Genomic DNA, 12,684 nt, shown 5'->3' with positions numbered 1-12,684 from the left:
ATTATGGCAAACAACAACGAGAAAACACGCTATAGCGATTCAGAATTACAAGAATTCAAAGATATTATCTTGGACAAGCTTAGAATAGCAAAAGAAGAGCTTTCCTCGTTGACCGCAACGCTCAATAACAGTAATGCTAATGGTACCGACGATACTGCTGGAACGTACAAGACATTGGAAGACGGTTCAGCTACTTTAGAGAAAGAGCAAACAAATCAATTGGCTGCTCGTCAAAAGAAATTTATCGACAACCTAGAAGCGGCGTTGGTGCGCATCGAGAACAAAACGTATGGTATCTGTAGAGAGACCGGAAAACTGATTCAAAAAGAACGTTTGAAAGCTGTTCCACATACAACGTTGAGCATCGAAGCGAAAAACAAACAATATTAATTTTAGGCATTAAATATATGGTCTTTGCTTAGGCAAAGACCATTTTTATAACACAATGAAGGGTTATACGAAACCGATCGCGCTCATTATAGCGATACTTTTAATAGATCAATTGTCAAAAATATGGGTTAAGCTCACAATGACAATTGGACAAAGCCACCATGTATTGGGCAAATTTTTCCAGATTCATTTTATTGAAAACAATGGAATGGCCTATGGAATGGAATTTGGCGGTGATTATGGAAAATTATTTTTGACGGTATTTCGTATTTTAGCCGTAGCTGGTATTGGATACGGCCTACATTACATGATCAAAAATAAATATAACCGTGGTTTCATCCTAAATGTTGCCCTAATTCTTGCCGGTGCCTTAGGAAATATCATCGATTCTGCTTTTTACGGTGTCATCTTTAGTGAAAGTACCTGGTATGATAAAGCGAGTTTATTCCCCGCAGGTGGTGGTTATTCTTCCTTCCTGCACGGAAAAGTAGTCGATATGCTTTATTTCCCATTAATTCAAGGCAACTTCCCTTCTTGGGTACCCTTTTGGGGCGGTGAAGAGTTTCTCTTCTTCCGACCCGTATTCAACATTGCCGACTCGGCAATTTCTGTTGGGGTGGTTTTGATCCTGTTATTTCAAAAACGGTATTTCAAAACAGAAAAAGAAGAGAAATCCAGCATCCACAGTGAAATCGTTGAAGATTAACGAAATATCCCTAAAAGCCTTGTTAATCTCAAGGCTTTTATTTTTTTGTACATATAACCCAATACAACTATCTAAACTCTACTATTAGCATGAAAAACATTAGCCTACTTCTGACATTTTGCTGCCTACTAGGAATCCAAATAGCACAGGCACAGCAGATCGAAGTTTCCAACTTAAAGAAACATATTTATTACCTCGCTGACGACAAAATGCAGGGACGGGGAACGGGCAGTAAGGAAGTATTTAAAGCTGCAGATTATATTGAAAAGGAATTCAAAAAATACAAACTTGAGCCTAAAGGTGAAAAAGGGTACCGCCAATCCTTCAAGGCCAAAGTCTGGAAAGTAAAAGTTGCAGACAGCATTCGCAATACCGATAATATCATTGGATTTATTGACAATGGTGCAGATTTAACAGTTGTTATAGGCGCACATTACGATCACTTGGGAACAGGTCGTCAAGGAAGCTCAAAAGATTCCTTAGGAGTAGGCAAAATCCACAATGGAGCCGACGATAATGCCTCCGGTACAGCTGGTTTATTGGAGCTCGCACGTTACTTTAGCAGCAACAATGAAAAAGAACCCTACAACTTGTTGTTTATTGCTTTCGGAGCGGAAGAATTGGGATTAGTTGGTTCCAAATATTTTACGGAACACCCTACCCTACCATTGGAGAAAATCACAGCCATGCTCAATATGGATATGATCGGCCGCTATAATCCCAGCAATGGCCTTGCTGTAATCGGCTATGGAACAAGTAGTCAATGGCCAGCTATATTCAAAGATGTTCAGGCACCTATAAAATTTAATCTTAGCAAGGATGGCAACGGCGGATCTGACCAAACTTCATTCTACAAAAAGAATATACCGGTGTTGTTTTTCCATACTGGTGGACACCCAGACTACCATATGCCGACCGATGATGCCGATAAAATTGATTATAACGCTTTAAAGTCCATTTTGGACCTAGAAAAAACAGTAGTTGAAAATATCATGAAACAATCCAGTAAAATGGATTTTATATGGACCAACTAAAACAAAAAAGGCGGGTTTGTGTCTAACTGCATATGATAATCTAGCTTTTTATATGCTCAAATGCTATAACAGCGATTAGTAAATTAGTTTGTAGACAGACACGAATAAACTAAACAGCGCACTTAAGACCCCGCAAACGAGTCTTTATAAACAAGTGCCTGAATACCATTTAATTATTGTTGATGAAAAAAATTCTAGTGACAGGATCCAATGGATTCCTTGGCCAAAAAGTCGTTGATTTACTTGCTAAAAATGACCAATATGATGTTGTTGCCATTTCAAAGGGTCCAAATCGCAACCCGAATCAAGTGAATTATGCTTTCTTTCAGGTAGACCTATCGGATCGGGAAAAATTGACAGATTTTTTATCTGCACAAACTTTTGATGCAATTGTACATACAGCAGCGATGACCAGTGTGGAAGCCTGTGAAGCAGATCAAGCAGCATGTCAATTGCTTAACGTCGATCTCGTCGCCTATTTGGCTTCCTATTGTACTGCACATCAGACCCAACTGATCCACTTATCTACGGACTTTGTATTTGATGGCAAAAAAAATGCGCCTTATGATGAAACAGATCTCCCCAATCCACAGAGTGAATATGGGAAAAGTAAATACGCTTCCGAACAAGTGCTTGTACAATCCAACTGCAATTATGCCATCCTTCGCACGATTTTAGTATATGGGATCAATGCTGACCCCAATCGTTCAAATCTAGTGTTATGGGCTAAAAGTAAGTTGTCGCAAAATGAACCCATAAAAGTAGTCAATGACCAATGGAGAATGCCTACCTTTGTGGATGATTTAGCTTATGCATGCCAACTCGCGATTGACCGAAAAGCACAGGGAATATTTCATATTTCAGGAGCAGAATTAATGTCGATCAGTGAGGCTGTCTACAAAATTGCGGACTATTGGCAGCTAGACAAAGGATTGATTTCGGAGATCAGTGCTGCCAACATTGGACAGGCGGAAAACAGGCCACGGCAGACAGGCTTTGATCTGACTAAATCTAACGCTGAATTGGGTTATGTGCCGACGTCATTTATGGATTCTTTGGCAATTATAGATAATCAATTCAAAATGTTTGGACGATAATGACAAATAATGATATGATAGAGAAATTTGCGCGAGAGTCATACACTGAGATGAACGAATTGGTATTACCCAACGACACAAATACTTTTGGGAATTTGATGGGTGGCCGTTTATTGTACTGGATGGATATTTGTTCGGCTATTGCTGCCCAAAAACACTGCAGCAATGTCGTCGTAACAGTATCAGTCGACAATGTATCTTTTAAGCGCTCCATTAAACTTGGTGAGGTCGTCACGATACAAGCTCAGGTAACGCGTGCGTTTAATAGTTCTTTGGAGGTACGCATGGAAATTTTCGCGTCTAATTTACCGGAAGGTACCCGTGTAAAAACCAACGAAGCCTATTATACCTTTGTTGCTGTTGATGCGGATAACAACCCCAAAGCGGTGCCTGTTTTAATTCCGGAAACAGAGTCAGAACACAAAGCATACGAAGATGCATTACAACGAAGAGAATTACGTCTTATTCTCGCGGGGAAATTAAAACCTGAAAATGCAAAAAAATTAAAAGCGCTGGTCAGTCTTTTTAGCCAAAAGAACTAATGCTTGATGTTCATGACTTACATACCGTGTAAATAATCAAAAAGGGAAAACGAACGTTTTCCCTTTTTGATTTATATCCCCATACACTGGGTTGATTTATTCGCGATAGCTTACGCGTTGCCAAGCGCTAAAATCCGATCGAATTCTTCTGGCTTCAAAGGCATGACAGACAAACGTCCTTGTCTGACCAAAGCGATATCCTGCAACTGCTCATCAGCCTTAATGGTTTCCAACGTAACGGATTTCTTCAGCGTCTCAACAGGTGCCAGATCCACAACGACCCAACGCTCATCATCTGTTGTCGGATCTTGATAAAATTCCTTGACGACTTTCGCCACCCCCACAACTTCTTTTCCTTCATTGCTATGGTAGAACAGGACCAGATCCCCTTCTTTCATAGCTTTGATATTATTCCTAGCTTGATAATTACGAACGCCATCCCAAAATGTACGGCCATCTTTATTAAATTGTTCCCAGCTATATTTAAATGGTTCAGATTTTACTAAGAAGTATTGCATGGTCAAATTTCTGTTAAGCGTTAAAACTATTGTTGTGGCATTAAAACTTCCATTTTATCTGCAAAATGCGCACAGTAATCACGCAAGTCGCCAATAACTTTTTCCGCCATCGGATCACCGCCTGAAGAACGGATAAAAGAGTCGCCCAATGTTTGTAGCGTTTCATAGAAAAAACGTTTCATCTCATCGTAGGGCATATCTTTAGTCCAAAGGTCGATACGCATGGAATTTTTATAATGTGAATCCCATAGGGCTAAAAACATCGCTTTTGCAGGTAATTCCTCCGCATTATTTCCATCTGTAGAAGACCACATGATATTTTCAGGTACGTTGTTTTCATCTAACTCTACCTGTAATTTTATTTCAGCTTTTTTCATTTTAATATTATTGAGCTATTTATATTGAGCTATGTTTTTTGAAACAGGAACTATATTTGCCATCGATTCACAACCTAACTCGTCTTTATTTTTAATTTTACCGCTTAGCCAAAGGTTACTTTGACAATTAAACTGGTGACACAAACGACGACCAAAAATGCCAACTGCAATAACCACATTTTTTTATTTGGCTTTACAAAGACCCTAAATACAATATCAATGACGGTCAATATCAACAACAATAGGATAAATGCGCCCCAAGTAAATAAGGCCTTTTCGTCACTGGGGTTTTCCATAACAAACCAGGCAACAAGGCATGCACTAGCGATATTTAGTGGTGTAAAGCGCACAATAAATTAACGTTTTTTAAAATTACGATTTGTTCCTCCCGATTTTCCGCCTGCAGACTTACTTTTACTTTTTGCTTTTGGTTTAAATCCGGAAGCTCGTTGTGCCTCCCGCACTTCTTTCTGTTTGATAACGTATTTTTTCTCGTGAAAAGCACCTTGAAAATCAGGATCATCTTTCCGCTTTTGATTATCAATCTCGCGCGCAATATCCTGTTTTTCATGAAAGGGTGTTTTCTCTATAAAAACATCCTCTGGTAGTGCATGGACAGGGATACTTTGCTTGATCAATTTTTCGATTTTGCGAACATAATATTTCTCGGCATCATTACAGAACGTGATAGCATCCCCTTCATTGAAGGCTCGCCCGGTACGTCCAATGCGATGCACATAATCTTCTATCACAATAGGTACTTCAAAGTTAATCACATGGCTTACATTAGAAACGTCAAGCCCTCGCGCCGCCACATCCGTTGCGACCAGAATACGAATATTCCCTTCCTTAAACGCATTGATGGAGTTGATACGTGTATTCTGACCTTTATTGGCATGAATAACACGAACCTCATCTTTCCCGTATTTACGTTCCAAAAAGTGGAAAACATTATCTGCTACCTGCTTTGTTTTACAGAAAACAATCAGTCGACTAAACGCTTCATCATCTTTCAAGAGGTGTTGAAGTAAATTCAATTTTGTCTTTTGGTTGGGAACGACATATAGCGCCTGACTTACCGTCTTTGCTGGTGTAGCTTGTTCGGACACCTCAATAATGGTTGGAAACGCCAAGAAATCACCTGCAATTTTGCGAACAAGCTCACTCATTGTTGCTGAGAACAATAAGTTCTGACGTTTGCGTGGCACAATTTCAAGTACACGATGGATCTTACTAATAAAACCCATATCCATCATCTTATCGGCCTCATCCAAGACCAAAAATTTGAGTGATTTGACAACAATGTGCCCTTCCAGGTACAAGTCCAAAAATCGACCTGGTGTTGCAACGATAATATCCACTCCTTTTTCGAGTGCTTCTATTTGAGTTTTTGGTCCTAATCCACCATAAAGTACCACTGAACGCAAATCAAGATAAGTAGAAAACAGTTTAATATTTTCTTCGATCTGCATGGCCAATTCTCTCGTTGGTGTCAAAATCAACGCACGCGCATCATTCCCCTGAGCATATTTTAGCTTCATCAGCATCGGCAAAACGAATGCCGCTGTTTTTCCTGTTCCAGTCTGAGCGATTCCCATCACATCCTGCCCGGCCAATATTGGAGTAATTGCCTTTTCTTGGATCTCTGTCGGTTGTTGATACCCCGCCTCCGCTATCGCATTTAAGATCTGTTTATTGAATTTAAAATTTTCAAATGATTGCTGCATCTTGCAAAGATAAGGAAAAGAGTCCATTTGACTTTCCTTGACAACCAATACGGTACACATTTACTTTCAATTGACATAAAAATTGGTAAAAAGCATATTATAAAGTCTAATATTTTGGTTTTTAAGAGAATTAAAGCATTTTTGTAGGGTATAAACAAACTTTTTATCAGGTTGATATGAAAAAATTATGGATGTGTTTGTTGTTTATCACAACAAGCTTTGCTGCATTTGCCGATGAGGGAATGTGGTTTTTAATGTATCTAAAGCGTCTGAATGAGTCAGATATGCAGAAAAAAGGACTTCGTTTAAGTGCCGAAGAAATCTACAGCATTAACCACTCTAGCTTAAAAGATGCAATCGTACAATTCAACGGTGGCTGTACTGCTGAGATCGTTTCGGATCAAGGCTTGGTATTCACCAACCATCACTGTGGATATGGTGCTATTGCTGAACTTTCTACACCAGAAAATGATCATTTAACAAATGGTTTCTGGGCCAAATCCAAAAATGAAGAGTTAAAGCCTAAATCTTTGTCGGTTCGCTTTTTCGTACGCATGGATGATGTTTCAAAAAGAATCTTAGGTTTGGTCAACAACAAAATGGCTGAAGATGAACGAAAAAAAATCATTGCTGCTGAAATTGCCAAAATTCAAAAAGAGAATAGCGAAAATGGTAAGTATGTGGTTGAAGTAAAATCATTCTACCAAGGCAATGAGTACTATTATTTTGTATACCAAGATTACAATGATGTCCGTTTGGTGGGAACACCGCCAAATAGCATTGGAAAATTTGGCGGTGATACAGATAACTGGGAATGGCCACGTCATACCGGCGATTTCTCAATTTTCCGCGTTTACGCCGATAAAAATGGTAATCCAGCAGAGTATGCACAAGACAATGTGCCTTTGAAACCTAAACATTTCCTACCTGTCAGCTTAAAAGGTGTTCAAGAAGGAGATTTCGCGATGATCTTAGGCTATCCAGGTCGTACCAATCGTTGGATGCCTTCTGGAGGAATCAATCAGAATGTTAAATTCGCTTATCCAGCTTGGGTAGAAGCTTCTAAAACAGGTATGGATGCCATGAAAAAATTCATGGATCAAGATCAGGCTGTAAAATTGAATTACGCTTCGAAATACTCTCAGGTAGCTAATTACTGGAAAAACCGTCAAGGGATGATTGATGCGTTGACATTACATAAAACTGCGGAATCTAAAGCAAAAGATGAAGCTAAATTTGACAAATGGGCAAATAAAGGTGCCAACAAAGCAGAATACGGTGATGTCATCAAAACAATCAACGAATTTTATGCTTCGACAAACGAGAAAGCTAGACATGACAACTATTTAATGGGTATGTTGCGTTCTAGTGCAATTGCAGCTTTACCGAACACAATTGGATCAGGTTTAGAAATATATACTGCTGGAGATGAAGCCAGAAGAAATGCCATTCTTCCGCGGTTAAAATCAGCCATCGATGCCGGTTATGAAAAAATGTACATGCCGCTGGAAGAGCAAGTATTGATTGACGAATTGAATCTTTATGCTAAAAAAGCAGGAAATATTGCCCCTTATGTTGCAGAATTGGCGGCTAAAAATAATGGTGACTTTACGGCTTATGTAAAAGAATCTGTAAAGAACAGCATCTTCGCTTCTGCTGAACGTTTGAACAATTATCTGGAGAACCCTAACGCTGAAATTTTAGCCAATGACCCATTGTATAAACTTTCTTCAGCTTTGCTTAACAGATACCGCCAAGTAGATCCTAGCTGGAAAATACAAGACGACAAATTTGAAGGTGCTTATCGTAAATATGTCGCTGGGGTATTAGCTTCGAATCCAAAAGGTAAATTCTATCCAGATGCGAACAGTACGTTACGTTTAACCTACGGCTCGATCAAAGGCCTACCACAAGACCCACGTAATGATGCGGACAAGAACTTTTACACGACATTGAAAGGCACTATTGCGAAGTACAAAAAAGGCGACGAAGAGTTTGATTTACCACAGCGTTTGATGGATCTGTATAATAATAAGGACTATGGTCGTTATGCAGACAAAAAAGGATATTTACCTGTAAACTTCCTAAGTGACAATGACATAACAGGCGGAAACTCGGGGTCACCAGTAATAAATGGCAACGGTGAATTAATTGGCCTAGCTTTTGATGGGAATATTGAAGCTATGGCTGGTGATGTGATCTTCGACCACAAGCTACAACGTACAATTTCGGTTGATATCCGTTATGTATTATTTATCATCGATAAATTTGCTGGAGCAACTAACATTATTGACGAACTTAAGATTGTTGAATAGTTTTTTTTAAGCTTTTTCGATAAAAAAAAACGAAATTTATTTTCTATTTGATTCGTTTTTGTATATTTAAGGAGTGTTTAGGAAAAACCATAAAAACTAAAATTATAATTATAAAAAAATGGAAAACTACGTAAAATTAAAAGAGTTAGTAGCTTCTATCGAAGCTGATGCAGACAAGTTCTTCAACAATGGTAATTCTGCAGCTGGTACACGTGTACGTAAAGGATTACAAGAAATCAAAACTTTAGCACAAGAAATTCGTAACGAAGTTACTGCTAAGAAAAACGACGGAAAATAGTCTTTTCGGAGTTAACATAAAAAAGGCCTTTCAGATGAAAGGCCTTTTTTTATGTCCTTTATAGAAAGGTACAGGCCATCACCAAATTGTAAATCTTAATACCCAGGTAGTCACCGAAAGAGGCCTTGAGTTTATCATAAACCTGCTTCCTGGTCAAGGGTTTATCTTTCTTCTTTAACAATATTGCCGATGAAGGGTTTACGGCTCCCAACTCCACCTTCGTTGCAAACATATTGTAATGCAGCTCTGGAACCGCCAAACCGAGAATCATTCCCGGCAGACCATTAAAGGCCGAGGGACCTCCTGTAACGGGGATTTGATCCGTATAAAAGGCGACAGCATAAATGGAATCCAGAACAAGTCCATTGGCCCTGCGGCAGGGGTAACCTGCGATTTCACGGTATTCATTCGTGATTTTCCACTTGATCTTTAATGTCGAATCTGCCACGACAACCCGCTCCCCGCCCAACTCAAAAACAGAATTAAATGCTTTACTTTTCAGATTCTGATAGCCGCTTATACCCGACTCAAAAATTCCAGACCGCATCAGCCCACTAACAACATCCGGATACTCTTCAGCAATATGCTCATAGAGGACCTCATCATTGGAAAATGTCAGTTTCTTTTTCAATACCTGATTTTCGGGAATCTGCCCGATCATTTCTTTGATGGAGTTGCGTGTATCCTCGTCTTTTGCATAGGTGGCATAGCGCTTGAGCAGGTTTCTAAGAAACACGGTCTTATCATAGGTAATTGTGCCTTGCGTAGGAAAATAAGCATATTGTCCAAATGCTGTGGCTCCCCAGAAAAAGGCAAACAATAGGACGAGTAAATTTTTGATATCTTTCATTTTATTTCGATTTTACGAGCATTTTATTGATTTCCCAAGTGAGCTTAACCATATAATATCTGCTGATTGTATTATACCGACGTTCGGTCAGCAATGTTCCGTTTTGAGTTCTGTCAAAACCTACATTCTGTTTGAAAAGGTCATTAACCATAATGGTCATTTCCAGCTTTTCATCCTTTCTGAATTTTTTTGAGAGTGCTGGACTCAACACAAATCGTTCAAATTTTTCACTATAGACGGCTGTGGGAGCCTGATAACTATAGCTAAAATCTGCTCGCACAATAAATTTAGCTGGCAAAAAATACTTTAGATTCCCCTCAGATGAAAACGTGAATCCCTTACTATCTTCCATAGCCCCTATAGAATTATCTTGGATAAGATATCCTGGAGATAACTCGACACCAAAGTCCAAACCTTTCGTTGTCGATCGCTGTAGACTATAATTCATCCCATAACGCTGCACTTTAGCATTCGCCAAAACAGTATTGACATAGTTATAACTGTTACTAAAAGATACCGAGGGCCCTCCACCATGTCTGAGTTGAAACTTTTTCCACAACTTACCATAATACATTGGATTGATGCCAATTTGATTGTTGCTATTATGATTCAAATTTCCCCACACAAATGTCGTCTTACCCAGTGAATCAATCGTTGTATTTTGCACCAAAGCATTGTTTGTACGTGATGCACTTAAAAATATACCTATAAACTTATCTTCCAATACCGAATAGGTTCTATAGCTTAGATTCAAATTATTGGTGTAGGACGGTTTCAGATTTTCATTCCCTAAATACTCGTTCAAAGGATCCAAATTAGATCGTAAAGGTTGGATCTGGTTTAAGGAAGGTAAACCATTTGTACCCTGATATCTCAAATTGATTGATTTATTTTTTTGAATCTCATAAGTGACATCGACGGCTGGATTATAGACAAAAAATGAACGTGAAAGTTTCGAATTTTCCATCCGATTTAATTGCGACAGATTACTATTTTCGAATTTATTCGAGGCATTGACGACGAGCTTTTCCAGGGGCTTGTAATTAATTGCAAAATTATACGTGTTTTTTATCGTTTTATATAAGAAGTCATTGCTATACAAACTATCTAATCTATCAAAAGTACCGGTATTCTGATTTTTATCGAAAGACCTAACTGCGTTGTTATCCCTGTTAAGATTCAACCCATATTCAAAAGAAAAGATAATCTTTTTTGAAATCGGTTCGGAATACGCAATTTCACCACCTGTAGAAAATGAGCTATTTTTCACAAACTTCTTCTGGTTGAGAATTGAATCTCTTTCAGCATTCCCTTCTTTGTAAAATGTAAGTTTAGAAAATAAATCTTGCTCACCATCCTGTTTATTGCCCGATGTAAAATAGTTGAATGATAACGAACGGCCTTTCTTTTTAAAACGTCTTACATAGAGTGCAGAGGCATTATACTGTTCTGATCTAGAATCATTCTTAAACTTTCGCATGTTATCGTTGATCTTTTGATCAAATTGATTTACAGTCGTTGATTGGGTCTCCGAAGAATTGTTATCCTGTCTTTTGTTTGCACCTGCCCAAACTGTTAAATCCGACATCGAATCGACCTTAAATTCGTATTTCAAACCGATATTATGCTTTCTGTTTTCGTTTGATGCCAATGTGCTGCTATTGCTTGTCAATATCGTATCGCGTGCTGCATTGCGCGTGAACACGCTGCGATTTAGATCAACATCGGATCGGATATGCTTATAGTCGATCCGCCAAGCATGTTTTTTGTTTGCCGTTTTATCCGAATATAAAAATCCTGTATTCAGGGATTTGGGAATACCTTCGCCATTAAAATTATCACCTCCATCGTAATCTCCCCCCATACTATTCACCTCATCATAGCTGAGCCCGTTCTTCCCGGTATTGCTTGCAATAAAATAAGCTGAAGCTTTAAACGACTGATTAAAATAGTTCAAAAAACCCTGTCCAGCATAAAACTTATCAGTCCCTCCACCAACATCTACTTTCCCGAATATTCCGCGTCTAGCTTCCTCTTTTAGCTTCACATTGATTGTCTGCGTACGTTCACCATCATCAATTCCTGTTTTCTCAGCCTTATCAGACTTCTTTTCATAGACCTGAATTTTGTCGACCATGTCAGAGCGAATATTCCGGCTTACTAAAATGGGATCATCACCAAAGAACTCCTCCCCGTCAACAAGCATTTTCTTCACTATTTTTCCTTGGGCGGTAATTTTACCCGAGGCATCGACGGTAATCCCGGGTAAGACTTTTAACAAGTCTTCCACTTTGGCATTTTTTTCCACCTTAAAGCTTCCGGCATCATATTCCGTTGTATCACCCTTGATACTAATGGGCACGCGTCCCGTAACAATGACTTCCTCCAACAAGGTTGTGCTACTGGTCATTCCAATGGACATGTTATTGTAACGCTTCCCTGGCAGGATCTCCGCGTAATATTCTCCGTACTTCGGATAGGTTACAATAATAAAATAGTGTCCAGTATCAGGCCGCTCAAGAGAGAACTTGCCATTTTCATCTGAACGGGTAAAATTGGTCAAAATGGAATCTTTTGCTGTTAACAACATAATAGTTGCATTGTGCAACTTAAGTTGATCTTTTACGTCACTGATTTTTCCTTCAATTCGGGATTGAGCATGAACTATTCCGCATAAACAGAATAAAATAAGTAAAAGTAGTTGCCCAACTCTTTTCATAATATGGTTTTGGATAATATATAATTATATAAATAATAAAATTCGTGCACAAAACTAATATTTTGTTTCAGTTAATCTTAGTGTATCTCAAAAAAAATACAAGCCATAAAA

Annotated in this window: 13 protein-coding genes; 7 read left to right on the top strand and 6 right to left on the bottom strand. The window is 38.7% G+C overall.

The genetic code is table 11. The features are described 5' to 3' along the window. Positions 1-3: 3 nt before the first annotated feature. The 5 genes from ACLCDV_RS04155 (at position 4) to ACLCDV_RS04135 (ending at position 3,769) form a co-directional block, all read left to right on the top strand. Positions 4-390, top strand: coding sequence for a TraR/DksA family transcriptional regulator (locus tag ACLCDV_RS04155; RefSeq protein ID WP_046674049.1), 387 nt, complete (start codon positions 4-6; stop codon positions 388-390). A 55-nt stretch (positions 391-445) separates the two neighbouring features. Then, the gene (locus ACLCDV_RS04150) at positions 446-1,096 is read left to right on the top strand and encodes a lipoprotein signal peptidase (protein WP_294184090.1); all 651 of its coding nucleotides are present in this window, start codon (positions 446-448) and stop codon (positions 1,094-1,096) included. Between the two features lie 89 nt (positions 1,097-1,185). Next, positions 1,186-2,130 carry a M20/M25/M40 family metallo-hydrolase gene (locus ACLCDV_RS04145; RefSeq protein ID WP_411972962.1) on the top strand — a complete coding sequence of 315 codons (945 nt, stop codon included), beginning with the start codon at positions 1,186-1,188 and terminating at the stop codon, positions 2,128-2,130. Positions 2,131-2,312: 182 nt separating this feature from the next. Continuing rightward, positions 2,313-3,227 carry an SDR family oxidoreductase gene (locus ACLCDV_RS04140; RefSeq protein ID WP_411972961.1) on the top strand — a complete coding sequence of 305 codons (915 nt, stop codon included), beginning with the start codon at positions 2,313-2,315 and terminating at the stop codon, positions 3,225-3,227. A 14-nt stretch (positions 3,228-3,241) separates the two neighbouring features. Continuing rightward, positions 3,242-3,769, top strand: a complete 528-nt coding sequence (locus ACLCDV_RS04135) for an acyl-CoA thioesterase (protein WP_120261652.1) — start codon at positions 3,242-3,244, stop codon at positions 3,767-3,769. A gap of 110 nt (positions 3,770-3,879) precedes the next feature. Here ACLCDV_RS04135 and ACLCDV_RS04130 read toward each other — a convergent pair whose 3' ends face one another. The 4 genes from ACLCDV_RS04130 to ACLCDV_RS04115 form a co-directional block, all read right to left on the bottom strand. Further along, entirely contained in the window at positions 3,880-4,287 is a 408-nt protein-coding gene (locus tag ACLCDV_RS04130; protein WP_075991117.1) for an EVE domain-containing protein, read from the bottom strand. A gap of 26 nt (positions 4,288-4,313) precedes the next feature. Further along, positions 4,314-4,664 (bottom strand): gliding motility protein GldC, encoded by a 351-nt coding sequence (gldC, locus tag ACLCDV_RS04125; RefSeq protein ID WP_088160288.1) that lies wholly within the window; start codon positions 4,662-4,664, stop codon positions 4,314-4,316. A 104-nt stretch (positions 4,665-4,768) separates the two neighbouring features. Continuing rightward, positions 4,769-5,014 carry a hypothetical protein gene (locus ACLCDV_RS04120; RefSeq protein ID WP_411972960.1) on the bottom strand — a complete coding sequence of 82 codons (246 nt, stop codon included), beginning with the start codon at positions 5,012-5,014 and terminating at the stop codon, positions 4,769-4,771. A gap of 6 nt (positions 5,015-5,020) precedes the next feature. Next, on the bottom strand, positions 5,021-6,391 hold the full coding sequence (locus tag ACLCDV_RS04115) for a DEAD/DEAH box helicase (protein WP_343571082.1): 1,371 nt from the start codon (positions 6,389-6,391) through the stop codon (positions 5,021-5,023). A 176-nt stretch (positions 6,392-6,567) separates the two neighbouring features. Between ACLCDV_RS04115 and ACLCDV_RS04110 the strand changes: the two genes are divergently transcribed. Further along, positions 6,568-8,706, top strand: a complete 2,139-nt coding sequence (locus ACLCDV_RS04110; protein ID WP_411972959.1) for a S46 family peptidase — start codon at positions 6,568-6,570, stop codon at positions 8,704-8,706. A gap of 118 nt (positions 8,707-8,824) precedes the next feature. Then, positions 8,825-9,004, top strand: coding sequence for a hypothetical protein (locus ACLCDV_RS04105; protein ID WP_046674057.1), 180 nt, complete (start codon positions 8,825-8,827; stop codon positions 9,002-9,004). A gap of 58 nt (positions 9,005-9,062) precedes the next feature. Here ACLCDV_RS04105 and ACLCDV_RS04100 read toward each other — a convergent pair whose 3' ends face one another. Next, a complete protein-coding gene (locus ACLCDV_RS04100; protein ID WP_411972958.1) occupies positions 9,063-9,854 on the bottom strand; it encodes a GLPGLI family protein in 792 nt (263 codons plus the stop codon). 1 nt (position 9,855) lies between these two features. Then, positions 9,856-12,573 carry an outer membrane beta-barrel protein gene (locus ACLCDV_RS04095; protein ID WP_411972957.1) on the bottom strand — a complete coding sequence of 906 codons (2,718 nt, stop codon included), beginning with the start codon at positions 12,571-12,573 and terminating at the stop codon, positions 9,856-9,858. Positions 12,574-12,684: the final 111 nt, after the last annotated feature.

The organism is Sphingobacterium sp. Lzh-3 (assembly GCF_046764375.1).
In the GTDB taxonomy this organism is placed as follows: Bacteria; Bacteroidota; Bacteroidia; order Sphingobacteriales; family Sphingobacteriaceae; genus Sphingobacterium.
The sequence above is the reverse complement of the archived record's forward strand: the minus strand, read 5'-3'. Positions and strand labels throughout refer to the sequence as shown.

Coding starts and splice junctions, on each gene's coding strand:
- ACLCDV_RS04140 (WP_411972961.1), top strand. CDS start 2,313: ATGAAAAAAATTCTAGTGACAGGATCCAATGGATTCCTTGGCCAAAAA.
- ACLCDV_RS04100 (WP_411972958.1), bottom strand. CDS start 9,854: ATGAAAGATATCAAAAATTTACTCGTCCTATTGTTTGCCTTTTTCTGG.
- ACLCDV_RS04155 (WP_046674049.1), top strand. CDS start 4: ATGGCAAACAACAACGAGAAAACACGCTATAGCGATTCAGAATTACAA.
- ACLCDV_RS04105 (WP_046674057.1), top strand. CDS start 8,825: ATGGAAAACTACGTAAAATTAAAAGAGTTAGTAGCTTCTATCGAAGCT.
- ACLCDV_RS04150 (WP_294184090.1), top strand. CDS start 446: ATGAAGGGTTATACGAAACCGATCGCGCTCATTATAGCGATACTTTTA.
- ACLCDV_RS04110 (WP_411972959.1), top strand. CDS start 6,568: ATGAAAAAATTATGGATGTGTTTGTTGTTTATCACAACAAGCTTTGCT.
- ACLCDV_RS04145 (WP_411972962.1), top strand. CDS start 1,186: ATGAAAAACATTAGCCTACTTCTGACATTTTGCTGCCTACTAGGAATC.
- gldC (WP_088160288.1), bottom strand. CDS start 4,664: ATGAAAAAAGCTGAAATAAAATTACAGGTAGAGTTAGATGAAAACAAC.
- ACLCDV_RS04095 (WP_411972957.1), bottom strand. CDS start 12,573: ATGAAAAGAGTTGGGCAACTACTTTTACTTATTTTATTCTGTTTATGC.
- ACLCDV_RS04130 (WP_075991117.1), bottom strand. CDS start 4,287: ATGCAATACTTCTTAGTAAAATCTGAACCATTTAAATATAGCTGGGAA.
- ACLCDV_RS04135 (WP_120261652.1), top strand. CDS start 3,242: ATGATAGAGAAATTTGCGCGAGAGTCATACACTGAGATGAACGAATTG.
- ACLCDV_RS04115 (WP_343571082.1), bottom strand. CDS start 6,391: ATGCAGCAATCATTTGAAAATTTTAAATTCAATAAACAGATCTTAAAT.